Source organism: Metapseudomonas otitidis (genome assembly GCF_011397855.1).
GTDB classification, from domain to species: Bacteria; Pseudomonadota; Gammaproteobacteria; order Pseudomonadales; family Pseudomonadaceae; genus Metapseudomonas; species Metapseudomonas otitidis.
In genome coordinates, this window is record NZ_AP022642.1 from 3645331 (window position 1) to 3669069 (window position 23739).

Consider the following 23739-nt stretch of genomic DNA (forward strand, 5'->3'; position numbering starts at 1 on the left):
CCATGCGTCGACGCACCCCATACGACAAGACGGCGACCCGCTGGCTGCTTTGCCTACCCGATGCCCGGAAGCGCCTGATGGAACCGTCTTAATACAAGCTGTCAGGCTCCGTCCTCCCAGTTCCAATGGACGGAGCCCCGCATGTTCAACCCCGCCAACCAGGCGCACTTCAGCCTCGATATCGAAGGCGCCGACCCTGACTTCAAGGTCCTTGCCTTCACCGGGCACGAAGCCCTCAACCAGCCCTTCCGTTTCGACATCGAACTGGTCAGCGAGCGCAGCCGCCTCGACCTCGAAAGCCTCCTGCACAAACCCGCCTTCCTCGCCTTCACCCCCGACGGGCGCGGCGTCCATGGGCAGGTCTTCGGCACCGCCGTCGGCGAGATCGGCAACCGCCTCACCCACTACCACCTCACCCTCGTCCCCCGGCTCGCCTACCTCGCCCTGCGCCACAACCAGCGCATCTTCCAGCACCTGAGCGTCCCGCAGATCATCGGCCAGGTCCTCGAAGACCACGGCATCCTCGCCGACGCCTACCACTTCCGCCTCGGCCCCAAGGCACCGCCACCGCGCGACTACTGCACCCAGTACGACGAAAGCGACCTGCACTTCATCAGCCGCCTTTGCGAAGAAGAGGGCCTGCACTTCCACTTCGAACATCAACCCGATGGCCACCTGCTGGTCTTCGGCGAAGACGCCAGCGCCTTCCCCAAACTCGGCCGCCCCGTCGCCTATGTCGCCAACACCGGCCAGGTCGCCGACGAACCCGTCATCAAACGCTTCGGCCTGCGGATGGAAGCCCGCACCCTGCGCGTCACCCGCCGCGACTACTTCTTCGAAAAGCCCAGACTGCTGATGGAAGCCGCCCACACCCCCCTGGACGACCTCCCTCAACCGGACCTCGAAGACTACGACTACCCCGGCCGCTTCACCGACCGTGATCGCGGCCGCCGCCTCGCCCGCCAGGCCCAGGAACGCCACCGTCGTGACTACCGCCTCGCCGACGGCGACAGCGACGAACCGCGCCTGGTCAGCGGCCACCTCCTCAACCTCTCCGACCACCCCAAACCGGAATGGAACGACCTCTGGCTGATCACCGCCCTCCACCACGAAGGCAAGCAGCCCCAGGTACTGGAAGAATTCGCCAGCCTCGACAGCGCCATCGACACCCTGCGCAACACTGCCACCCAAGCGCTCGGGCTTTCGGCTTCACAGTCCGACAGCGACTTCAAACAGGGCTACCGCAACCGCTTCCAGGCCATCCCCTGGGACGTGCCTGCCCGCCCCGACCTCAACCACCCCAAACCGCGCATCCTCGGCAGCCAGACCGCCGTCGTCACCGGCCCAAAGGGCGAAGAAATCCACTGCGACCGCCATGGCCGCATCAAGGTCCAGTTCCACTGGGACCGCGAAGGCCAGGCCGACGAACACACCAGCTGCTGGCTCCGGGTCGCCAGCAGCTGGGCCGGCAATGCCTACGGCGCCATCGCCATCCCCCGCATCGGCATGGAAGTCCTCGTCACCTTCCTTGAAGGCGACCCCGACCAACCCCTCGTCACCGGCTGCCTCTACCACGGCGTCCACCAACCGCCCTACGAACTCCCTGCAAACAAGACCCGCACCCTGCTCAAGACCGACAGCAGCCCCGGTGGCGGCGGCTACAACGAACTGCGCATCGAAGACCGCAAGGGCCAGGAGCAGATCTACATCCACGCCCAGCGCGACTGGGACGAAAACATCGAACACGACCAGAAGATCCGCGTCGGGAACCAACGCCACGACCGCGTCGAAGGCAGCGTCTACAGCGAATTCCTAGGCGAGCAGCACCACACCCTGCACAAGGACCGCAAGACCGAACTGAAGCTGGATGACCACCTCACCGTGGGCAACGAGCAGCACATCCGCATCGGCAGCAACCGGCTCGTGGAAGCCGGGCAGGAAATCCACCTCAAGGCCGGGCAGAAGCTGGTGATCGAAGCCGGCATGGAACTGACCCTCCAGGCCGGCGGCAGCTTCATCAAGCTCGACCCCGGCGGCATCACCGTCAGCGGCCCGCTGGCCAAGCTCAACGCAGGCGGGGCGCCGGGCAAGGGCAGCGGCCTGAAAGCCCTCGGCCCCTGGCTGCCGGCCTCCGCCGCCCTGGCCATGGCCGGCAACCGCCTCAACACGGCGCAACCCTCGGCGCTGGCCAAGCGCCTGCAGGAGGCCGCCGAGCTGGAAGAGGAGGAGGAAGAAGAGGAGCTGGAAGCCACGGAAACCGGCATCACCCTGCGCATCGGCCTGTTCTTCGACGGCACCGGCAACAACCTCGGCAACTCCGCCCTCACCGCCCAGTGCCAGCGCGACGACCGCGAGCTGTACGACGCGCAGAGCTTCGACAGCCTGGTCGAGCACTGCAAACGCTACGGCTTCAAGGACATGAGCCCGGAGGGGCTGTTCGAAACGGCGCCGGACAACAGCTACGGCAATGCGGCTAGCAATGTGGCGTTCTTGTATGACCTGTATACCGACAACACTGCCGACCAGATGCCCGCCGATTCCCAACGAGGTGCCATCAAGGTCTATCTCGAAGGCATCGGCACCGAGAGTGGCAGCCGGGACAATCTCTATAGCCAGGCCACCGGCCAGGGTTCGTCGGGTGTAACCGCCCGGGTCCAACAAAGTCCCAGCGCCATTGCCGAGCAAGTAACACTCTTCCTTTCAAAAAATCCGGCGGTCTCGGTCATCCGGCTCGAATTCGACATCTTCGGCTTCAGCCGGGGCGCAGCCTCCGCACGGCACTTCGCCAACGAAGTGCTCAAGCCCGAGGGCGGTGTGCTGGCCCAGGTACTCGGGCCCGCCCGCCTCGGCCTGCCGGCGGATTTCGACTGGGCCCGGGATGTGCAGATCAACTTCATCGGGCTGTTCGACACCGTGGCCGCCATCAACGCCCCGCTCAAGGGCGACTTTTCGGTCAACGACTACAACCCAGGCGTCAACCTCTACCTGCCGGCCGGCTGCGCCCGCAAGGTGCTGCACATCACCGCACGGGATGAAAAGCGCTGGCAGTTCGCCCTCAACCGCGTGTTCCCAGGGCATGAGGAGCTGGCACTGCCGGGCGTCCACTCCAATATCGGCGGCGGCTACCGTCCGCAGCAGACCGAGCGCCTGTTGCTCACGAAGCCGGAAGTCGCCGTGGTCACGCCCCGGCGCCCCCTGGAGCACAGCCGCGCCTGGCAACAGGCCCTGCGGGAAGCCGACCGCCTCATGGGCCGTGGCCTGCCAGGCAGCGGCGAGCTGAGCCCCATCGCCTGGCGCGCGGCCCAGCCCAAGCATGAACGGGGCATGGTGCCCAGCGAGCGCTGGATGGTCGCCGTGGCCATGGACCGCACGGTCTACGGCGACCTGTCGAAAGTGGCGCTGCGGGCCATGCATGAAGCGGCACTGAAACACGAGGTGCCTTTAGAGCCGATTGATGACAGCGACTCGCGTTTTACTCTGCCGGAGGACCTTGCCCCCATTGCTGACAAGCTGCTCGCCTACGCCCGTGGTGCCAGCAGTCACCTGACCTCGGAAGAAGAACGCCACCTGCTGGGCCGCTACATCCACACCTCCGCCCACTGGGTGCCAACTGCCGGTCTGCTGCTCAACAAACCGGCCAATCAACGGCTGGCCTACAACCAACGACCTCAAGAGGGTTACCCGGAATGACATTACGTCTACTGATCGCACTCCTACTGCTGCCGCTGAGTGGCTGTGCGAGTGGCGGCCCTAAGCTCCCCTATCCCACCTGGTACATCGGCGCAGGCGCCCCACGGTATATGGAGGCCAGGGTCGAAAGTATGGATGTGGTTGATCGCCGCAACCTGGCCTTTGAGCGCGTGTATAGCGGAGTGGTGGGCTATGCGGCAAAGACAGAAGGCTGGTGGAGTGGCGGGGGGGCCATGAAGCCGGTCAACAACGTCGACCTGCCCAACATCATCTTCGTGCGCTGGCAATCCCTGGTGGAACCCCAGGTTTACAAGTTGCGCATTGATATCCCGGAGTGGGTACGGGAAGAAATGCTCGCTCCACGGGCCGAGTACTGCTCTGTCACCAAGCAAGTCGATACCAGCTACCGCAAGATGATCAGCATTGGCCTAGCGCCGGGAGGCATAGTCAAGGTTTGGGTAGGAGGGGCTTGCCTGCCCTTCAAGGAAGTCGGCCGTTTCGTTGGTGTAGTCGAACCCAGGGGCACGCACAAAGGGGACCGAGGAGGACACTTCACTCTGAAGCCAAGCGCAGCTGCACGCGCCTACATCGAGCAGCACGGGATTCCGTATGACTCCTGGTAAGACATTCCCCCTTCGGTCGCAGCCAGCCCGCCAAGCCGAAGTGTCGCCGTGGCCATGGATCGCAAAGTCTACGGCGACCTGTCCAAGATGGCCCTGCGGGCCATACATGAAGCGGCAGTGAAGTTCGAAGTACCGCTGAGAGCGCTACCCGCAGAAGCGGCATTCCAACTGCCCGATGACCTCGTCCCCATTGCTGAAAAGCTGCTCGCCTACGCCAAGGGTGCCAGCAACCGTCTGACCCACGAGGAGGAGCGTCACCTAATGGGGCGCTATATCCACACCTCCGCCCACTGGGTGCCAACTGCCGGTCTGCTGCTCAGCAAGCCGGCCAATCAACGGCTGGCCTACAACCAACGGCCTCAAGAGGGTTACCCGGAATGACATTGCGCCTATTGATCGCCCTGCTGTTGCTCCTGCCGCTGAGCGGCTGTGCCGGAAACACCCCACGCCTGCCCTATCCCACTTGGTACATCGGCGTAGGAGCACCCCGTCATATGGAGGTCTGGGTGGAAAGTGTGGATGTGGTCAATAGGCGCAACCTGGCCTTCGAGGGGGTGTATGGCGGAGTGGCGAGCTACGGTGCGAAAACGGCAGGCTGGTGGCAAGGCGGCGCCGGTTCCATGCCCGTCAACAACGTTGACCTGTCCAACCTCATCTTCGTGCGCTGGCAATCCCTGGTGAACCCCAAGTCTACAAGTTGCGCATCACTATCCCGCAGTGGGTACGGGACGAGATGGTCAAGCCCCAGCGTACGGTCTGCGTCCATTCCACCGAGGAGGAAATCCAATACCGCAAAGCCATCTCCATCGGTCTGGCACCTGGGGGCATCGTCAAGGTCTGGGTGGGAGGGCCCTGCCTCAAAGGTAAGGAAATCGGCCGTTTCGTTGGGGTAGTCGAACGCAAGGGACCGAGTCAGGGGCAGACGGGCGGGAAATACGCCTGGCCTGAGTTGGAGCCTGCGAGCAACGCCTATATCAAAGAGCACGGCATTCCCTATGACTCCTGGTAACCCGCCCCTGCTGCCGCCCTCCAGCCATCGCTGCCTCCCTGACCTTCGCCCCACACCGCTACCCAGGTGACTGCCCTTTCCACGGGATGAAAAAAGCCCGCACCCGGAGCGGCTCAGACACCGGGGCGGGCAAGGAGCAACCTCAGGCCAGCAGGCTGACCACGGTGAAGCGCGAGAGCTGGGCCTGGGCGATCACGGCCTGGGCGAGTGCGCCGTAGGCGTTCGGGCCCTGGCCCATCAGGTCGTACAGGGAGCGGGCGAAGGCCTGGGCCCATTGGCGTTCGTCCCGGGCTTCGGCCTGGGCGAGGAATTCGCGGATGTCCTCCTGCCGCTGGGCCAGTTGGTCGCGCAGGGTGTCGATGCGCTCCAGCACGCCGAGCACGGAGTCGAGCAGGCTGCGCAGTTCCCGGGGGCTTTGCCCGAGGGGTTCAGACAGGGCCTGCAGGCCCTCTTCACGGCTGGCCAGGCCACGCCGCTCGCGGGGGAACAGGCCGCCCTCCCCTTGCACCTGCAACTGGTCCTGCAGGGTGCGCCACTGGGCTTCGGGGGCGCTGAAGCGCAGGGCGCCGTCGCTGTCCAGCTCGGCGCGCAGGCCGGCGGCGCCGAGGCCCTGGTTGAAGCGGCGCAGCACCTGTTCCGGGGCCAGCCCTTCATCCAGGGCCACGGCCAGGGCTTCGCCCGGCTGACGGGTGAAGCTGAACACCAGGGTTTCGCGGCCGGCGGCGCGGATGGCCTCCAGGGAGTCCAGCCCCTCCAGGCGGAAGCGGCTGCGCACGGGCTCGCCAAGGCGCAGCCGCAGGTCGGCGTCCAGGGACTGCGCGGTGCGCGCACCGCGTTGCTGCAGCAGGGCATTCACCTCGCGGGTGGCCTGGCGCAGGGTTTCGCGGTCGGCGGGGCGCGAGGCGGCCAGTTCGCGGCCGAGGTTGAGCTTGAGGTGGTCGAGGCGTCCGGCCAGCTCGCCCAGGTACTGGTCAGCGGCCTGCATCTGGCTCAGTTGCTGGTTGAGCTGCAGGTTGAAGCTGGACGGTTTGCCGGGCGAGCGCTGGGCCGGGCTGCGCGGCGTCGGACGGTCGGGCGCCACCGTGCGCGACGGGGCGCTGGTGGGCTGGGCTGCCGGCGTCTGCTGCCGCTCACGGGGGGGCGGCAATGTGGTGGGTGAGAGTGCGGTGGGGTCGACCTTCATGGTTCGGCCTCGGTCAGAGCAGGTTGAACAGGGACAGGTCCTGGATCGCCAGGTAGGTCTTCTGGCTGGCCTTGATCGACAGCTTGTAGTTCTCCAGGTCAAGCGTGGCGCTGGGGTAGTCCAGGTGGGAAAGGTCGTACTCGAGCCGCTGGTTGACCAGCGAGCGGTCCTCGTTGGCCTGGGTGAGCAGGTCCAGGGTGCCCTGCCGCCCTCCCAGTTCGGTGATGGCGGCGAGCACGCCGTCGAGGCTGCGGTCGAGCACATCCAGCAGCTCACCGGTCTGCTTCACCAGGGCCGGGTCGCCGCTCTGCATGCCGGGGGCGAGGAAGGCCTGCTGCAACGCGTGCAGGCCATTGAGCACCGGCAGGTCGGGGCCGAGCATGGCCAGCAGCGTGACGTTCTCGTCCAGCAGCACGCCGCTGCCCACCACGGCCTGGCGTACGCCGGCATTGCCGCCGGGGCTGTAGCGCCCGGTGGCCGGGTCCTGCAGCAGGGCCGGCTGGTCGATGCGGGTGCCGGAGAACAGGTAGCGCCCGGACTCGTCGCGGCTGTTGAGCAGGTTGGCCAGCAGGCCTTCCAGCGTCTTCATCTCCCCGGCGATGGCGCCCAGGTCCTGTTCGGAGTGGGTGCCGTTGCGAGCCCAGAGCAGCATGTCGCGGATGCTGAGCAAGGCATTCGAGGTCGAGCGCAGCTGGGTCTCCTGGGCGCCGAGGCTGGAGGAGACGCTGCCGATGTTGAGCCGGTACTGGGCCAGGCCCGCCTCCTCCCGCGCGTTGCGCAGCAGGCGGACGCTGGCGATGGGGTCGTCGGAGGGCTGCAGGATGCGCCGGTTGCTGGAGACCTGCTGCATCAGCCGCCCCACTTCCAGGCCGTTGCGGTTGAGCGCTTCGCCCATCAGTGCGCGGGTCTGGGCATTGGTGACACGCATGGGGATCTCCTCAGAAGCTCGCCAGCATGGCGTCGAACAGGGTGTTGGCAGTGGCGATCACCTTCATGTTGGCCTGGTAGGCCTGCTGGTAGGCGATCAGGTTGGCGGCCTCTTCGTCGTCGTTGACGGCGCTGGTGCCGTCGCGCAGTGCCTGGGCCTGCCGGGTGACCTGGATGGCGGCGGCAAGGTCGTCCTGGTTCTGCCGGCTGGCGCTGGCCACCTGGCCGAGCAGGCCGGCGTAGGCCTCGTTGAAGGTGGTGGACGAGCCACCGAGCTGCACCGGCTGGCGGCGCACTTCGAACAGCGCCAGCAGGGTGCGGTTGTTGCCGGTCTCACCGGGGGTGTCGGAAAACGCCAACTGGTCAGGGGTGATCCCGGTCAGCACCAGCAGCTGGCTGATGCTGCCCGGCTGGTGGCGGAACAGGGGCTGGCCCGGGTCGCCGTTGCGGTCATAGCCGGTGGTGAGCACGTCGTTGACGCGGCTGGCGAAAGCTCCGGCCATTTCCCGCAGCAACGCCTGCTTGGGCCGCAGCAGCTGCGTTTCGCTGGTCTGCAGCGCCCCCAGGGTGCCGCCCAGGCCGTTGGGGGACAGGCCGGCACGGGTGGTGGCGAACTGCAGTTCGATGCGCTGGCGGCCATCACCGTCGCGCACCACCTCCAACCGGCTGGAGGTGCCGCCGATCACCAGCGGCTGGCCGCTGTCCAGGGCGATGTCGTAGGCACCCTCGGCGCTCTCGCGGACCTGCAGGCGTACATGCTGGCCGAGCGCCTTGACCATCTCGTCGCGGTGGTCCTGCAGGGTGGCGATGTCGCCGCCCACGGCCTTCGCCTCGGTGATGCGGCGATTCATCAGGGCCAGGTTGGCGGTGAGCGCGTTGATGCCCACCACCACCGCCTCGCGCTGGGCAGCCAGGCCGTCGAGCTGGGCCTGGAGCCCGTTGGAAAGGCTGTTGAAGCGTTGCGCGAGGTTGCCCGCCTCGGTCAGCAACTGCTGGCGCAGGGCCTGGGACGACGGGGTGGCGCTGGCCTCGCTGACGGCGGCGAAGAACTGGTCGAGGCCCTTGCTGATGTTGGAGCCCTCGCCCGCCAGGAGGCTTTCCACGGCCTGGAAGTAGGGCCGTGCCCCCGCCTGCAGCTGCTGCTCGGCACCGGCGCGCCACAGCTGGCGGTTCTGGAAGGCATCGGCGATGCGGCGGATGGCGGCCACGTCGACGCCGGCGCCCGGGGAGGTGCCCTGCCCGACCCGCGACTGCAGCACCGGGTCCAGGCGGCTGTAGCCGGCGGTGTTGCGGTTGGCGGTGTTCTGCGCCGTGGCGGCCAGGGCGATCTGGCTCGCCTGCAGGCCGGTCAGGGCGATCTGGCTGATCAGGCTCACGCGTCGTTCTCCTCGTGCCCGGTTCGGATGCTGGGGGCGAAGGCCGCCGAATGGGCCGGCGGGCTGCCTCTTACGGGAGAAGGGGCGACCGGCCGGCTCGGGCCGTTAAGGTCGCGGAGGATGCTGCGGGTGTAGGCGCGGGTCTCGGCGAAGGGGATGGACTCCACCCAGGCCTCGGTGGACACCTCGCCCAGGCGCGGGTCGCCGAAGCGCTGCAGCCACTCGTCCACCCGGCCGGGCCCGGCGTTGTAGGCAGCCAGGGCAAGGGCCGGCTGCTGGTCGTAGCGCGCCAGCAACTGCTCCAGGTAGGCGCGCCCCAGGCGCAGGTTGTAGCCGGGGTCGTCCAGCAGGCGCTGCGGGTCGAACGGCAGCCCCAGGGCCTGGGCCATGTCCCGGGCGGTGTCCGGCATCAGCTGCATCAGGCCCAGGGCGCCCTTGGCCGAGACCGCTCGCGCGTCGCCGGCGGACTCGTGACGGACCACGCTGCCCACCAGTGCGCGGAGCCCTGCGCTGCCCCGGGCCAGGGTCGACAGCGGCGTGGCAGCGCTGGCGGCGAGCCCGGCGGCCCCCGCCAGCCAGGTGCCCATGGCCCGGCTGCGGGCAGGTTGCGCCGGGGTCGGCATGGGGGGCGGCAGGTGCCCGGCCGGTGCAGCAGGCACTGCGCCGGGCTCGGGCGGCTCGCCGCCGAGCTGGCTGACCAGCAGCCCGGCGATGCCGGCCTGGCCGCTGCCGGCCAGGTGCCGGGCCAGGGCCTCGTCATGCAGGTCGCGCAGGGTGTCGAGCTGGCGGCTGCGCAGGGGGTTGCCTTCGGACAGCACATCGCCGGCCTTGCGCATCTCCTTGAGCAGTTGCTGGAGGAACAGCGCCTCGAAGTCCTCCGAGGCGGCCTGCAGCTGGCTGCGCGGTGCACGGGCCGGGTTCAGGTCCCGGCCGGCCCGCAGCGTCAGCGAAGGGGGAAGGGTCGATGCCATGGGGCCTCCTCAGATCACCACCAGTTCGGCGTTCAGGGCCCCCGCGCGCTGCAGCGCCTGGAGGATGGTCATGATGTCGTCGGGGGTGGCGCCCAGGCGGTTGACGGTGTCGATGATGCTTTCCAGGGTGGTGCCTTCGGGCCACTTGAACATCGGATTGGTCTGCTGCTCCACGTCCACCTCGGAGTTGGGGGTGACCGTGGTCTGCCCGCCGGAGAGCGGCGCCGGCTGGCTGACCTGGGGGTTCTCGCTGATGGTCACGCTGAGGGTGCCGTGGGCCACGGCGGCGGCCTTGACCCGCACCCCCTGCCCCACCACCACGGTGCCGGTGCGGCTGTTGAAGACCACCTTGGGCCGGGTCCGACCGGGGTCCACTTCCAGTTCTTCGAGCTGTGCCATGAAGGCCATCCGGGCGCTGGCGGATACCGGCGCGCGCACGGCCACCCGCGCCGAGGACAGGGCACTGGCGGTGTTGTCGCCGAACGTCTGGTTGAGCGACTCCACCACCCGGCTGACGCTCTGGAAGCCGGGCTCGCGCAAGCTCAGCAGCACCTCGGGGCGCTCGGCGAAGTCGCTGGGGATGCTGCGCTCCAGGCTGGCGCCATTGGGGATCAGCCCGGAGGTGGGGCTGTTGAGGGTGACGCTGGAACCGCTCTGGCCTTCGGCCTTGATGCCGCCCACCAGCAGGTTGCCCTGGGCCACGGCGTAGACCTCGCCGTCGATGCCCTGCAGCGGCGTCATCAGCAGCAGCCCGCCGCGCAGGCTCTTGGCATCCCCGAGGGACGACACGGTCACGTCCAGGGTCTGCCCCGGCCCGTAGCCGGGCGGTACGCTGGCGGTGACCATCACCGCAGCGGCGTTCTTCAGCTTGGGGTCGGTGCCCGGCGGCAGGTTGATGCCGAACTGCTTGACCATGTTGGCCACCGACTGGTTGGTGAACTTCACCTGGTTCTTGTCGCCGGTACCGTCGAGCCCCACCACCAGGCCGTAGCCGAGCAGCTGGTTGTCGCGAACGCCTTCGACGTCCACCAGGTCCATCAGCGGGACGCCGAGGCTGGCGGGTTGCCAGGCGAGCCCGAGCAGGCCGAGCAACAGGGTGGCAGGGATGCGCATGGGGGCACTCCGTTAGAGGGGGAACAGGGGGGAGGTGAAGAAGCGGGTCAGCCAGCCGGCGCTGTTGCTGTCGTTGAGCACGCCACGCCCGGCGTAGGAGATCCGCGCGTTGGCCACCTGCTGGGAGGACACGCGGTTGTCGCGGTCGATGTCGTCGATGCGCACCAGGCCGGTGAGGCGGATGTACTCGTCACCCTGGTTGAGCCGCAGGGCCTTCTCGCCCTTGACCAGCAGCACCCCGCCCGGCAGCACCCGGTGCACGGTCACGGCGATGGCGCCGCGCAAGGTGTTCTGCTGGGAACTCTTGGCCGAGCCGGAGAAGTCGCGCTCGGCACTGGCCTGGTTGTTCAGCCGGTTGTAGGGCCGGTTGCGCAGGGTCGGCAGGGGGATGTTCAGCGAGGAACTCTTGTCGAAGCTGGTGCCCGCGCTCTTGCTGGACTGGGTGGACTCGTCCAGCACCACGGTGACGATGTCGCCGACGCCGATGGCGCGCTTGTCGCGCAGCAGCGAGCCGCCGTAGCCGGACCGGAACAGCCCGCCGGAGGTGGCCGGCTGCCGGGCGTAGTCCAGCTCCGGCGGCTGGAAGGCGGAGGAGTCCTCGTCGGGCAGCAGCTCGCGGGCGCTCTGGCAGCCACCCGAGACCAGCATCGCGATGAGCAGCAGCAGCAACAGCAGGACGCGCATCACGGTGTTCATACGGTCTGGTTCAGGAACTGCTGCATGCCGGAGGCGGCATCCAGCACCTTGGCGTTGGCCTCGTAGGCACGCTGGATGGCGATCATGCTGACCATGGCCTCCACCACCTGCACGTTGGAGCCTTCGAGCACCTTCTGCTTGATGTCGCCGAGGCCCTCCTGGCCGGCGACGCCCTCCACTGCCTCGCCGCTGGCCACCGTTTCCTTGTAGAGGTTGCCGCCCAGGGCCTCCAGGCCGCCGGGGTTGGTGAAGTTGGCGAGCATGATCTGCCCCAGCTCGCTGGGCTGGGCGGCCCCGGGGAGCACGGCGGTGACCAGGCCGTCGCGGCTGACGGTGAACTGGGTGGCCCCGGCGGGCACCTGGATGGCCGGCAGCAACGGCAGGCCCTGGGCTGTCACCAGCATGCCCTCGCCGTTGAGCTGCAATTGGCCGTTCTCGGTGTACCAGGTCTCGCCGTTGGGCGATTCCACCTGGAAGAAGCCGGGCCCGACGATGGCCAGGTCCATCGGCTGGCCGGTGGGCTGCATGTTGCCTTCGGTGAACACTTTCTGCGTGCCGGCCACGCGCACCCCGCTGCCGAGCTGGATGCCCGAGGGCACGGTGTTGACCTGGTCGGCCTGGGCGCCGGGGGGCAGTTCGATGGCGTAGAACAGGTCCTCGAAGACCACGCGGTCGCTCTTGAAGCCGACGGTATTGACGTTGGCCAGGTTGTTGGCCACCGCCGCCAGGGCGGTGTCCTGGGCGGCGAGCCCGGTCTTGCTGACCCAGAGGGCGGAACTCATGGGGGTTCTCCTTGGTGGGGGGGCGGCGCGCTCAGGCGCCGCGGATCATGCGGTTGCCGTTGGCGGCGAGGTCGTCGGCGGCCTTGAGCAGCTTCACCTGGATCTCGAACAGGCGGCTGAGGCCGAGGGTGCCGGTGAGCTGCTCGATCGCCGAGACGTTGCTGCCCTCCAGGTAGCCGGCGGCCAGTTGCACCGTCTCGCTGTCGGCGGCCGGGGTGCCATCGACGGTCACAAGCAGGCCGGTGGCGTCCTTGCGCAGGCCGGCGGCGGGGATGTCGACGCGCTTGATGCGGCCGACCTCGGCCATCAGGTAATCGCCGCGCGGCTGGATCGAGACGGTGCCGTCACTGCCGATGGACAGCCGGTCGTAGGGGGGCAGCTGCAGCGGGCCGCCGTCCCCCAGCACCGGCCGGCCGCCGAGGCTCAGGCGGCCTTCGGCGTCCACGGCCAGGCTGCCCTGGCGGGTGTAGGCCTCGCGGCCGTCCTCCAGTTGCACGGCGATCAGGCCGGGGCCGCGAATGGCCAGGTCCAGGTCGCGCCCGGTGGCCATCAGCGGGCCGGGGTTGAGGTCGAGGCCGCTCGGCTGCAGCCGGGCGAGGTGGCGGCTGGCGTAGCCGGTGCCCGGCACCTCCACGGCCTCGGCCCGCTCCAGGTCGGCGCGGAACCCCGGGGTGCTGACGTTGGCGAGGTTGTTGGCGCGTACGTCCAGGGCGGCCTGGGTGCGGTACGCGGCGGTCATGGCGGTGTAGCCCAGTCGGTCCATGGCGTGTTCCTCAGACGGCGGCGAACAGCGCCTGGATGAGTTCCTTGTTGGTGCTCACCACCTTGGTGTTGGCCTGGTAGTTGCGCTGCCCTTCCATCAGCCCCACCAGCTCGCGGGTGAGGTCGACGTTGGAGCCCTCCAGGGCCTTGCTGCTGATGGGGCCGAACTGGCCGCTGTTGGGCGTGCCCAGCAGCGGCGTGCCGGAGGCGCTGGTCTCGCTCCAGCTGGTGCCGTTCTGGTTGGCCAGCCCACCGGGGTTGGTGAAGCCCGCCAGCACCAGCTGGCCTTCCAGCAGGCGCTGGCCATTGCTGAAGGTGGCGTAGAGGCGCCCGTCCTTCTCCACCGCCATGCCGGTGCGCTCGCCGGTGGCATAGCCGTTGGCGCGGTTGGTGCCGATGACGAAGGGCGAGCCGTACTGGGTGGAACCGGCGTAGCTGAGGGCCAGGTTCAGCGGCTCGACGCCGGGCAGTGGGTGGGTGATGGTCACCGGCCCCACGGGGGCGGCCAGGGTGCCGCTGGTGCTGAAGCTCAGGGGCTGGGCGGGACCAACACCGGCACCGTCGATGAAGTAGCGCACGTCCCACTGGTTGCTGCCGGTGTTGATGAAGTACTGCGTGAGGCTGTGCTTTTTCCCCTGGGAGTCATACACCGGCGTGGTCTGGGTGCAGGTGTAGGTGTCCGGGTTGCTCGGGTCGAAGGGGGTGACCTTGGGCGGGGTGGCGTTGGCATCGAGGTTGGCGGCGAAGTCCACCCGGTTGCTGGCCTGGGCCGGCAGGTTGCCGGTCTTCTGCTGCAGGTCACCCAGCACGCCCGCCTGCAACACGCCGGCCGCATCCACCGGGTAGCCCTGCAGCCGGCCACTGCCCGCCGTCAGGTAGCCCTGCTCGTCGGTACCGAACATGCCGGCGCGGGTGTAGCGGGTCTCGCCACCGGCGCTGCGGGTGATGAAGAAGCCGCCCCCGCCGATGGCCAGGTCCAGGTCACGGCCGCTGGCGTTGATGGAGCCGCGCAGGCTGATGCTCTGGGTCACCGCCTGCACCTCCACGCCCATGGGTTGGCCGGAGGAATACAGGCTGGCGAACTCGGCACGGGAGGACTTGAAGCCGGTGGTGGCGGAGTTGGCGATGTTGTGGCTGACGGCGTTCAGGTGCTGGTTCACCGCATTCAGCCCGGTCAGGGCGATGTTGAAGCTCATGGTCTACCTCACAGGGACGATCAGGCGCCGCCGAATTCGACGACGTTGTAGAAGGGCACTTGGCCAAGGCCCGCCACCTCCAGCAGCGGGCCGGTGGCGCTGGTGCGGACCTGCACCACGCGGCCGGCCAGCTCCACCGGCGGCATCTCGCCGCTGTCGGTGCGCACCTCCAGGCGGTAGCGGCCCTCCGGCAGGCCGAGGGCGGCGGGGTCGATGCGCACGGGCACGCGGCCGGGCTGCTGGGGGCCGAGCTGCAGCGTGGTGCGCCGGCCGCTCTCGCTGACCAGCTCCAGCTGGGTGCTGCCCGAGGGGGATGTGAGGCGTATCTCGCCTTCGATCACGCGGCCGGCGAGGGTCACGCTGTCGCTGGCGACCTTGACCTGCTGGCCCACCAGCCCGGCGGCGGTGAGGGTCTGCAGGTTGTCCACCAGCACCAGGCTGCCCTGGGCGACCCGGGTCAGGTTGGCCATGCTGCGCACCTGGGCGAGGTTGGCGTACTGGTTGATGTACTGGCTGCTGTCGGCGGGGTTGGTCGGGTCCTGGTTCTGGATCTGCGCGCTCATGAGGGTGATGAAGGTGTTCTCCATCTGGGCCACGTCGCGCAGGTCGAAGGCCGGGTTGGCCTGCACCTCGCGACCGGCCGGGGTGCGGCTGGCGGTTTCGTTGTCGATGCGGTTCATCAGGCTTCTCCCAGGCGCAACAGGCCTTGCTGCATGCTCTTGACGCGGTTGAGGACCTCGACGTTGGTCTCGAAGCCGCGCGAGGCGGAGAGCATGTCGGTCATCTCCTCGATGGGGTTCACGTCCGGGTAGAACACGTAGCCGTCGCGGTCGGCCAGCGGGCTGCCGGGCTCGTAGCGCCGGCGCGGCTCGGCCTGGCTGGCGATCACGTCCAGCACCTGCACCCGGGCGCCGCCCAGGCCCGCGGGACGGGACAGCTCGCCGTTCTCGTAGATGGCGGCGAACAGCGGCTTGCGCGGCCGGTACACGGCCTCGCGGCTGCCGGCGGCGGATTCGACGTTGGCCAGGTTGCTGGCGATGGTGTTGAGGCGCACGGTCTGGGCGTTCATGGCCGAGCCGGCGATGCGGTAGATGGCGTCGAAGGACATGGTCAACGGCCCTCGATGGCCTGCTTCAGGCCTCGGAACTTCATGGTGAGAAAGGTCAGGCTCGTCTGGAAATCCATGGCGTTGCGGGAAAATTCCGCCTGCTCCACGCCCTGCTCCACGCTGTTGCCATCCAGGGAGGGGTTGAACGGCACGCGGTACTTCAACCTCGGTGCCTGGTCCTCCAGGCCCGGCAGGCGGTACTCGGCGCCCTGGCGCATCTGCTCGGCGAAGTCGAAATCCCGGGCCCGGAAGCCGGGGGTGGACTCGTTCGCCAGGTTCGACGAGAGGATTTCGCTGCGCTGCATGCGCAATTCCAGCGCCTGGGCGTGAACCCTCAGACTGTCTTCGATTCGTATACTCATGGGCCCTCGGCCTCCACACGGATGGGGACGGATGCCCTATCGCAGGAAGCGTGCCGGGTTCGAGCACACCCTAAAATCCTCTTGTTTTTCAGTCAGTTGAATGAACTCATCAGCCAACCAGAATCGTCCCGGGCTTCCGCTTTCGAACGCCACCCGTGCCCGCGCGGGAAGGCTCGCTTCCGCCCTCTTCCTCGTGCTCGCGGGCGTGGGCGCGCCCTGTAGCCAAGCCGACACCAAGGTCGCCAGCCAGGTGCTGGAGGCGGTCGCCCAGCAGCAGGACGCGCGCCTCGATGCGCTCGCACTCAGCAAGGGTTGGCAAGGCCTGGAGCACACACTGGAAAGCCAGGTGCTGGGAGAAACCGCGTCGCTTAAGCCCTGCAGCGGGCCTCTGTCAGTGACGGCGGAAGCGACCCTGCCCAACCCGCTGGCACGCCAGCGCTACCGGGTGAAATGCCCGGAAGGCTGGCAGCGGGTGGTGGTGAGCCAGGCCAGCGTGCGCCTGCCGGTGCTGGTCAGCCGCGTCGCCATCGAGCGCAACGCGACGCTGGAGGCGCGCCAGCTGGAGCGCAAGGTCATGCCGCTGGAGCGCCTGCGCCGGGGCTTCTACCAGACCCCGGCAGAGGTGGTCGGCCAGAGCGCCCGGCGCAGCCTGCGCGCGGGCCAGGTGATCGGCCCGGCGAGCCTGGCGCCGCCGGTGCTGGTGCGGCGTGGGCAGCGGGTGACGGTGGTGGCGGCGGTGGGCGGGCTGAACGCCTCGGTGGAGGCCGAGGCGCTGGAGGATGGCCGCCAGGGCGAGCGCATCAAGCTGCGCAACACCTCCAGCCGCAAGCCGCTGGAGGCGAAGGTGACGGGCCCGGGGCAGGTGCAACTGCCCTGAGCGCTGTCAGGCCCAGGGCGCCGGTTCGCCGAAAAGCCGGCCCTGCACACCCTGGATGCCCATTTCACGCAGCACCGCCAGTTCCCCTTCGGTTTCCACGCGCTCGGCGATCAGCGGCAGGTCGATGCTGTTGGCCGCGCGCTGCATGGCCTCGATGAACAGGCGCTTGTCGTTCTCCTGGTCGATGGCGCGGATGTGGCTGCCGTCCACCTTGAGGTAGGCCAGGCCCAGGCGGGCGAGGTTGCCGATCATGCTGAAGCGCCCACCGAAGTGCTGCAGGCTGAGGGCGAAGCCCAGTTCGCGCAGGCGCCGGGTGAGGCGCTCCAGCACGGACTGGTCGGGCAGTTGGTCCTCTTCCAGCTCCAGGGTCAGGCGCGGGCCCAGCTGCGGGTGCTGGCGCAGCAGCTCGAAGGCGCGCTCCAGGGCGGCACGGTCGCGCAGCAGCGCGCCGGAGAGGTTCAGGGCCAGCGGGCGGTCGTGCCCGGCCATCTGCTCCAGCACCCGCTGCAGCATCACCAGGTCGAGCCGGGCGGACCAGCCGAAGCGCTCCAGCCAGGGCAGGAAGCGGCCGGCGGCGATGCTGCCGCCCTGCCCGTCCGGCAGGCGCGAGAGCACCTTGTGGTGCAGCACGCGCTGGGGATCGCGACTGTCCACCACCGGCTGGAAGTACAGCTCAAAACGCCGGGCGGCCAGCGCCTCGTCCAGCAGGCGGTGCCAGGTGTGGCGGTCTTCGCCGCCCTGCGCCGCGTCGCTGTGCTCGACGCAGGCCCAGGCCTGGCCGCCTTCGCGCTCGGCGCGGGCCAGGGCCTCGTCGGCCAGGCGCATCAATTCGTCCTGGGCCTCGCCCGGGGCGAAGGGCGCGAGGCCGATGTGGGCCACCGGCAGGCTGTCGGTGGCGCCGGTCTCGGCCAGGCTGACCAGTGCGGCGTCGAGGCGCTCGGCCAGGTGCTCGGCCTCCTCGCGGGTCAGCCCCGCGCCCAGCAGGACGAACTCGCCACCCCGGCTGCGGGCCAGGGGGAAGCCGGCACCGGCGCGCTTGAGCTGCTCGGCCACGGCCTTGAGCAACTGGTCGGTGCGCGGGCCACCGAGGCGCTGGTTGAGGCCGGCGAGGTCGTTGACCCGCAGCAGCAGCAGGTAGCCGTTGCAGGCGCGCTCGTCGCTGCCCAGGCGGTCCTGCAACTGCAGCTCGAAATAGCGGCGGTTGCCGAGGCCGGTGAGGCTGTCCTGGTAGGCCTCGTCGCGCAGCCGCTCGCTGCGTTCCGCCTGTTCCTGGAACAGCGCCTTGAGTTTCTCGACCATCTGGTTCATGGCCTGCACCACCCGGCGCAGCTCGGGGGTGCGCGGCAGTTGCGGCAGGCTGAGGAACTCGCGGCGGGCGATGGCGTGGGACTGCTCGACCATGTAGTCCAGCGGCTTGAGCTGGCGACGCAGCAGCACGGCACCCAGGCCGGCGCTGGCCAGGCCGCAGACCAGCAGCCAGCCGAGGGTGCCCAGGGCGGTCTGCCAGAGCTTGGCGATGGCGAACATCGGGTGGCTCTGCACCTCGACCCGCGCGGCCTGGGTCCAGCCACGGCTGACGATGGCGTCGCCCCCGGCGGACTGCAGCCCCACCAGGGCGACGAACCACTGCGGGACGTTGGCCGCCACCGCGTCCGGTACGCCGGTGCGCTCCACCATCACCTGGCCGGTGGCGGTGTCGACCACGCGGATGCGCTCGAAATAGCCGCTGTCGAAGATCGAGCTGACCATCAGCTCCACCATCGCCGGGTCGTCGATGTGCGGCGTCAGCGACAGGCCCAGCGCCGTGGCAGCGTCCTGGGCATGGGAACGCAGCTGGTTCTCGTACTGCTCCCGGGAGCTTTCCAGGCTGACCATGAAGCTGCCGCTGAAGGCGACGACCAGGAACAGGCAGATGGCGATCAACAGTTGTTTGAACAGGGACATCCGGACTCCGCTATTCGCTCGTGGGAAAGCCTTCGGCTTTCATCTTCTTCAAAAGGTCCTGCCAGCGTGACAGCCGCTTGGAATCACCCACCTGCTTGCCGCCCTTGCCGGCGAGCCACAGGCCCTCGGCGTTGAAGGCGTACACCGGCAGCAGGTCGCTGCGCTGGCTGGCCGGCAGGATGCCGCCCACCAGGTTGTCCAGCACCAGGGGCACGGCGTCGGGCCGGGCGTAGTAGGTCAGCACCATGTGCGCCTGGTTCAGGCGCAGGGCCTTGACGTAGGTGATGCGCAATTTCTCGCTGGGCACGCCGAGGTGGCGCAGGCTGATGTACTTGGCGATGGCGTAGTCCTCGCAATCGCCGGCGCCCTTGCGCAGCGCCTCCACCGGGGTGGCCCAGTAGTCCACCTGGCCCCAGGTGGCGAGGTCGTCGGTGAAGCGCAGCTTGGCGTTGAAGAAGCGGTTCACCTCTTCCAGCTGCTTCTTCTCGTCGGCGCCGGCTAGGCGGCCCAGCAGGGCCTGCCATTCATCGACCCGGGCCTTGCCGGGACCGAGGGGGCCATAGAGGGCTTCGGCACGGCGGCTGATGAGGGCAAAATCCCAATCGGCGTGGAGCGCACCGGCCAGCAACGCCAGCAGGCATGGCGCGGCCAGCGCCAGTGTGCGCCACCCCCTTGCCCTGCCCCCGGTCCGTCCACTGCCTTGCACCATCGCCACCGACCACCAGGCCTGAAAACCCGGCGCGCATGGTGCGGATTCAGGGCGGAAAACTCAATGGCGTTGTGCCGCTATGGCGCCGCGTTGGCGGGGGGCGCGTCGCGCTTCAGCACGCCCAGGGCCTGCACCAGGCTGGCCTGGGACAGCTCGCCCAGGTGGCTGCCGACCTGGCGCCCCTCGGCATCGAAGAACAGCGTGGTGGGCAGCGCGCGGGTGCCGACCCGCTGCCCCAGCCGGGTGCCGCCGTCCAGCAGCACGTGGCCGAGGGTGAGCCCCTCCTTGGCCAGGTAGTGGCGGACCGTTTCGGCGTCCTCGCCCTGGTTGACGAACAGGAAGAGCACGTCGGCGTGCTGCTGCGCGGCGCTGGCGAGAACCGGCATCTCGCGGCGACAGGGCGGGCACCAGGTGGCCCAGAGGTTCACCACCAGCGGCTGGCCCTGGTAGTCCTCCAGCCGCACCGGCCGGCCGTCGCGGTCCTGCAGGGCCACCGGCGGAAGGCGGGTGCCGCGCTCCAGGGCCTGCATCAGCGCCTGCCCCATGCCCCACAGCAGCAGCCCACTGAGCAGTGCGACGCCCAGGGGCCGACGCAGCGGCGGGCGCCGCCAGAGCAGCCAGCCGGCCAGCGCCAGGGCCGCCAGCACGCCGGGCCAGGCGATGAAGCCGCCGTCGCGGATGTCCAGCACCTGCCAGGGGGCCTCGCGGAAGTGCTCGGCATAGGCGACGACGAACGCCAGGCGCGCGCCCACCAGCGCCACCAGCAGCAGGTTGAACAGCACCGCCTCGGGGTTGTGCCCACTGCGCCGCCCCAGCCACCCGCCAACGACGGTGGCCAGCAGCAGGCTGGCGAGGATCAGCAGGTGCGAAAGCGCCAGGGTGAAAGGCCCGAGGGTGAGGGTCAGCATGGGGTCTCCGGGGTGCCTGGGGCGTCGGGTTGCCCGACGGTGGGCGGCACCGTGCAGCAATCCCCGCTCGCCTTCAAGCCTCGGCAATCCCTTGCAAGACATTGGCGCAACGCGATACCGGCAGCCGCCCCCGGCGTCCCGTCAAAGGGTGGTGCTGCGGCCCAGCCGGTCCAGCTCGGCCACCTTGGTCGCGGCCAGGTGTTCCCGCAGCCAGGCAAGTGCCGGCCCGGCGCCCTGGCGCCGCGACCAGATCAGGTCGACGCCCACCAGCCAGTCGGTGTGGGGGTAGGCCTCCAGTTGCAGCTCCACCAGTTCTCCCCGCGCCAGCGCGTCGCGCACCAGCAGTCGCGGCAGGGTGGCCCAGCCCAGGCCGGCGCGCAGCATGTCCACCAGGGCCGGGTAGTTCTCGGCCTGCCAGAGCCGCGTAGCGCGCAGGTATTCGCTGCTGGGGAAGGCGCTGGCATGCCCGCTCAGGGCCAGCCGGCGGTGGCCGTGCAGGTCGTCGAAGGTCACCCGCTCGGCCCGGCCCAGCACATGCTGCGGGTGGCAGACGTGGACCATGATCAGCTTGCCCATCTGCCGGAATCCCAGCTCACGCGGGTACTCGGGCTGGGAGAAGGCCACGCCCAGGTCGATCTCCCGGCGCTGGACCATCCCGGCGACGTCGCCCTGCTGGGGGTTGCGCACGAGCAGGTCGACATGGGGAAAGGCCTGCTCGAAGGCCTTCAGCACCGGCATGACGGTTTCGCCGGGCACTTCGATGGCCAGGCGCAAACTCGCCTCGATCTGCTGCGACAGGCTCTGGGCGTGCCCCTCCAGCGCCAGGCAGCGCTCCACCACCGCCTCGGCCTCCAGCAGCAGGCGCTCGCCGGCGGCGGTGAGGCGCGGGATGCGCGTGCTGCGGTCGAACAGCTCCACGCCCAGGTCGGCCTCCAGGTTGGCGATGGCCGCGCTGACGGTGGACTGGGTCCGCCCCAGGTGGCGGGCGGCGGCGGAGAACGACCCTTCCCGGGCGACCGTCACCAGTTGCTGCAACTGCTCGAACGAAAAGCGCATCGCCGCGCCTCCTGACCATCGAAAGCACCGATGGTTATTCATTTTGTCCATCGACTCCAGCCGTGGATCATCCCGCCGCACCAGCCCTGCCTCCTCGAATTGCTGGCAACCCAGACCTCACAAGAACAACACGTTGCTTTCCAGGAGAACCCCATGACCACACCCCATCCGGTCGACCAGCTACTCCCCGCCCGCCAACTCGTCACCTATGGCCTGCAACACGTGCTGGTGCTCTATGCCGGCGCCGTGGCGGTGCCGCTGATCCTCGGCAGCGCCCTGGGCCTCAGCCGTGCCGAGGTGGTGCTGCTGATCAACGCCAACCTGCTCACCTCGGGCATCGCCACGCTGATCCAGACCCTCGGCGTATGGCGCTTCGGCGCACGGCTGCCGCTGGTGCAGGCCTGCTCCTTCATCGCCCTGGCCCCGATGGTGATGATCGGCAAGGCCTACGGACTGACCACGGTGTTCGGCGCGGTGATCGCCGCCGGGGCGCTCACCCTGCTGCTGGCACCGCTGTTCAGCCGGCTGTTGCGGTTCTTCCCGCCGGTGGTGATCGGCAGCCTGATCACCATCATCGGCCTCTCGCTGATGCCGGCGGCGGCCATCTGGCTGGGGGGCGGCAACCCGGCCGCCGAGGACTTCGGCCAGCCCGCGAACCTGCTGCTGGGCCTGGCCACGGTGGCCATCACGCTGGCGGTGCACGCCCGCTGCTCGGGTTTCATCGGCAACCTCAGCGTGCTCATCGGGCTGCTGGCCGGCAGCCTGATCGCGGCGGCCGGCGGCATGACCGACTTCAGCCGCGTCGGCGAAGCCGCCTGGTTCGAGCTGGCGGCGCCGATGGCCTTCGGCGCACCGCAGTTCGCCCTGACGCCCATCCTGATCATGACCCTGGCGATGCTGGTGATCATCGCCGAGACCACCGGCAACTGCCTGGCCATCGGCGCGCTCACCGGGCGCAACGTGACCCCGCGCACCCTCGGCGATGCGTTCCGCGCCGACGGCCTGTCGACGATGCTCGGCGGCCTGTTCAACAGCTTTCCCTACAACGCCTTCACCCAGAACACCGGGCTGATCGCCCTGACCGGCATCCGCAGCCGCTTCGTGGTCGCGGCGGCCGGCGGGCTGATGATCCTCATGGGGCTGTTCCCCAAGCTCGGCGCGCTGATCGCCGCCGTGCCCACGCCGGTGCTCGGCGGTGGCGCCATCGTGATGTTCGGCATGACCACCGTAGCCGGTATCCAGGCGCTGTCGCGGGTGCGCTTCGAGGGCACGCGCAATGCCCTGGTCGTGGCGGTCTCGGTGAGCGTCGGGGTGCTGCCCATGTCCTTCCCGCCGCTGTTCGAACACTTCCACGGTGCCCTGCGCCTGGTGCTGGAGAGCGGCATCTTCCTCGGCGCGCTGTGCGCCGTCCTCCTCAACCTCCTGCTCAACCGGGAGAGCGCCGAAGACCCCGACCCGGCCACCCGCCTAGCCGAATGATCCGCGCCCTGCGCGCCTTGCCAAGGAGCCTTTCCATGTCCCTCAGCAACCTCGTTCCCACTGGCGTCAGCGACCTCGACCTGAAGCTGCTGCGCCTGGCCATCCGCCACTCCGAAGAGGCCCGCGCCCGTGGCCGCCATCCCTTCGCTGCCCTGGTGGCGGACCGCGAAGGCCGGGTGATCGCCGAGGCCGGCAACAACTCCATGCCGCCGGAAGGCGACCCCACCCAACATGCGGAGCTGCGCGCAGTGGCCATGGCAGCGCAGCGGCTGGGCCCGGCAGAACTGGCGCAGTGCACCCTCTACACCAGCGCGGAACCCTGCTGCATGTGCGCCGGGGCGGTGTACTGGACGGGCGTGGAACGGGTGGTCTATGCGCTGTCGGAGCACAGCTTGCTGGGCCTGACCGGTGCACACCCGGAAAACCCCACCTTCGCCCTGCCCTGCCGTGAAGTGTTCGCCCGGGGCCAGCGGGCCATCGAGGTCCGGGGGCCGATGCTGGAGGCAGAGGCCGCCAGCGCCCACGAAGGGTTCTGGACATGAACGGCGGCCTCTCCATCCACGTCGTGGACGTGGCCAGCGGCACCGTCGCCGAGGGCCTGGCGCTGACCCTGGATCGGCTGGAGGCCAAGGGGCCGGTGCGCATCTGCTCGGGCCACATCGGCGCGGATGGGCTGCTGGCCGAACTGGACGACCACCGGGCACGCTGCACGCCCGGGGTCTACGAAGTACGCCTGGAAGTAGCGGCGTTCTACCGCGCCCAGGGACTGGCACTGCCCGATCCGCCGTTCCTCGACACCCTGGTCTACCGCTTCGGCGTGGCAGATGCGGCGCAGCACTACCACCTGCCGTTCAAGCTCACGGCGTGGGGCCTATCGTGCTTTCGCGGCGGGGCCTGAAGGTGACTTGATCCAGCGCAGCGCCGCAGCACCTATGCTTCCCCAGAATCAGCGCATCAACGACAAGGAG

At 69.0% G+C, this 23739-nt stretch carries 23 protein-coding genes and 1 pseudogene; 8 read left to right on the top strand and 16 right to left on the bottom strand.

Annotation, left to right across the window (positions count from 1 at the left end; genetic code table 11):
• Positions 1-141: 141 nt before the first annotated feature.
• The 4 genes and pseudogenes from tssI to PotMrB4_RS16675 all read left to right on the top strand — a co-directional run bounded on the left by tssI (position 142) and on the right by PotMrB4_RS16675 (position 5322).
• A complete protein-coding gene (gene tssI, locus PotMrB4_RS16660; RefSeq protein ID WP_172433967.1) occupies positions 142-3690 on the top strand; it encodes a type VI secretion system tip protein TssI/VgrG in 3549 nt (1182 codons plus the stop codon).
• Between the two features lie 110 nt (positions 3691-3800).
• On the top strand, positions 3801-4313 hold the full coding sequence (locus PotMrB4_RS16665) for a DUF2931 family protein (RefSeq protein ID WP_330592421.1): 513 nt from the start codon (positions 3801-3803) through the stop codon (positions 4311-4313).
• Positions 4314-4367: 54 nt separating this feature from the next.
• The gene (locus PotMrB4_RS16670) at positions 4368-4694 is read left to right on the top strand and encodes a hypothetical protein (protein WP_172433969.1); all 327 of its coding nucleotides are present in this window, start codon (positions 4368-4370) and stop codon (positions 4692-4694) included.
• A 113-nt stretch (positions 4695-4807) separates the two neighbouring features.
• A pseudogene (locus PotMrB4_RS16675) lies at positions 4808-5322 on the top strand (DUF2931 family protein).
• Positions 5323-5464: 142 nt separating this feature from the next.
• On the opposite strand, the gene PotMrB4_RS16680 reads toward PotMrB4_RS16675, so the two are convergent.
• From PotMrB4_RS16680 to flgB, 12 genes are read right to left on the bottom strand one after another with little or no spacing between them, the layout of a single operon-like run.
• Entirely contained in the window at positions 5465-6505 is a 1041-nt protein-coding gene (locus PotMrB4_RS16680) for a hypothetical protein (RefSeq protein ID WP_172433970.1), read from the bottom strand.
• 13 nt (positions 6506-6518) lie between these two features.
• Complete coding sequence (gene flgL / locus PotMrB4_RS16685) at positions 6519-7433, bottom strand: flagellar hook-associated protein FlgL (protein ID WP_044407002.1); 915 nt, start codon at positions 7431-7433, stop codon at positions 6519-6521.
• A 10-nt stretch (positions 7434-7443) separates the two neighbouring features.
• Positions 7444-8808: a flagellar hook-associated protein FlgK gene (gene flgK / locus PotMrB4_RS16690; RefSeq protein WP_172433971.1), complete on the bottom strand. Its 1365-nt coding sequence runs from the start codon at positions 8806-8808 to the stop codon at positions 7444-7446.
• Positions 8805-9779 (bottom strand): lytic transglycosylase domain-containing protein, encoded by a 975-nt coding sequence (locus PotMrB4_RS16695; RefSeq protein ID WP_172433972.1) that lies wholly within the window; start codon positions 9777-9779, stop codon positions 8805-8807. The genes flgK and PotMrB4_RS16695 overlap by 4 nt, the downstream gene beginning before the upstream one ends.
• A gap of 9 nt (positions 9780-9788) precedes the next feature.
• Positions 9789-10892: a flagellar basal body P-ring protein FlgI gene (locus PotMrB4_RS16700; protein WP_044407008.1), complete on the bottom strand. Its 1104-nt coding sequence runs from the start codon at positions 10890-10892 to the stop codon at positions 9789-9791.
• 12 nt (positions 10893-10904) lie between these two features.
• Positions 10905-11576: a flagellar basal body L-ring protein FlgH gene (flgH, locus tag PotMrB4_RS16705; RefSeq protein WP_172435104.1), complete on the bottom strand. Its 672-nt coding sequence runs from the start codon at positions 11574-11576 to the stop codon at positions 10905-10907.
• Between the two features lie 8 nt (positions 11577-11584).
• Positions 11585-12370: a flagellar basal-body rod protein FlgG gene (gene flgG / locus PotMrB4_RS16710; protein WP_044407011.1), complete on the bottom strand. Its 786-nt coding sequence runs from the start codon at positions 12368-12370 to the stop codon at positions 11585-11587.
• 31 nt (positions 12371-12401) lie between these two features.
• Positions 12402-13133, bottom strand: a complete 732-nt coding sequence (locus PotMrB4_RS16715; RefSeq protein WP_172433973.1) for a flagellar basal body rod protein FlgF — start codon at positions 13131-13133, stop codon at positions 12402-12404.
• 10 nt (positions 13134-13143) lie between these two features.
• Positions 13144-14328, bottom strand: coding sequence for a flagellar hook protein FlgE (gene flgE / locus PotMrB4_RS16720; RefSeq protein WP_172433974.1), 1185 nt, complete (start codon positions 14326-14328; stop codon positions 13144-13146).
• A gap of 20 nt (positions 14329-14348) precedes the next feature.
• The gene (locus PotMrB4_RS16725) at positions 14349-15008 is read right to left on the bottom strand and encodes a flagellar hook capping FlgD N-terminal domain-containing protein (RefSeq protein WP_172433975.1); all 660 of its coding nucleotides are present in this window, start codon (positions 15006-15008) and stop codon (positions 14349-14351) included.
• A complete protein-coding gene (flgC, locus tag PotMrB4_RS16730; RefSeq protein ID WP_044407022.1) occupies positions 15008-15436 on the bottom strand; it encodes a flagellar basal body rod protein FlgC in 429 nt (142 codons plus the stop codon). The genes PotMrB4_RS16725 and flgC overlap by 1 nt, the downstream gene beginning before the upstream one ends.
• A gap of 2 nt (positions 15437-15438) precedes the next feature.
• A complete protein-coding gene (flgB, locus tag PotMrB4_RS16735; RefSeq protein WP_044407025.1) occupies positions 15439-15798 on the bottom strand; it encodes a flagellar basal body rod protein FlgB in 360 nt (119 codons plus the stop codon).
• 205 nt (positions 15799-16003) lie between these two features.
• Here flgB and flgA point away from each other — a divergent pair, with 205 nt between their 5' ends.
• Positions 16004-16675, top strand: coding sequence for a flagellar basal body P-ring formation chaperone FlgA (gene flgA / locus PotMrB4_RS16740; protein WP_172433976.1), 672 nt, complete (start codon positions 16004-16006; stop codon positions 16673-16675).
• A 6-nt stretch (positions 16676-16681) separates the two neighbouring features.
• On the opposite strand, the gene lapD is transcribed toward flgA, so the two are convergent.
• The 4 genes from lapD to PotMrB4_RS16760 form a co-directional block, all read right to left on the bottom strand.
• A complete protein-coding gene (gene lapD / locus PotMrB4_RS16745; RefSeq protein ID WP_172433977.1) occupies positions 16682-18619 on the bottom strand; it encodes a cyclic di-GMP receptor LapD in 1938 nt (645 codons plus the stop codon).
• 10 nt (positions 18620-18629) lie between these two features.
• Positions 18630-19328, bottom strand: a complete 699-nt coding sequence (gene lapG, locus PotMrB4_RS16750; RefSeq protein ID WP_172435105.1) for a cysteine protease LapG — start codon at positions 19326-19328, stop codon at positions 18630-18632.
• 77 nt (positions 19329-19405) lie between these two features.
• Positions 19406-20236 carry a TlpA disulfide reductase family protein gene (locus PotMrB4_RS16755; protein WP_172433978.1) on the bottom strand — a complete coding sequence of 277 codons (831 nt, stop codon included), beginning with the start codon at positions 20234-20236 and terminating at the stop codon, positions 19406-19408.
• A gap of 141 nt (positions 20237-20377) precedes the next feature.
• Positions 20378-21292 carry a LysR family transcriptional regulator gene (locus PotMrB4_RS16760; protein WP_172433979.1) on the bottom strand — a complete coding sequence of 305 codons (915 nt, stop codon included), beginning with the start codon at positions 21290-21292 and terminating at the stop codon, positions 20378-20380.
• 153 nt (positions 21293-21445) lie between these two features.
• Here PotMrB4_RS16760 and PotMrB4_RS16765 point away from each other — a divergent pair, with 153 nt between their 5' ends.
• Genes PotMrB4_RS16765 through PotMrB4_RS16775 form a run of 3 tightly spaced genes read left to right on the top strand, consistent with a single transcriptional unit; the run spans position 21446 to position 23669 of the window.
• Positions 21446-22771, top strand: a complete 1326-nt coding sequence (locus PotMrB4_RS16765; RefSeq protein ID WP_172433980.1) for a nucleobase:cation symporter-2 family protein — start codon at positions 21446-21448, stop codon at positions 22769-22771.
• A 35-nt stretch (positions 22772-22806) separates the two neighbouring features.
• A complete protein-coding gene (locus tag PotMrB4_RS16770) occupies positions 22807-23313 on the top strand; it encodes a nucleoside deaminase (RefSeq protein WP_172433981.1) in 507 nt (168 codons plus the stop codon).
• Entirely contained in the window at positions 23310-23669 is a 360-nt protein-coding gene (locus PotMrB4_RS16775) for a hydroxyisourate hydrolase (protein WP_172433982.1), read from the top strand. The genes PotMrB4_RS16770 and PotMrB4_RS16775 overlap by 4 nt, the downstream gene beginning before the upstream one ends.
• Positions 23670-23739: the final 70 nt, after the last annotated feature.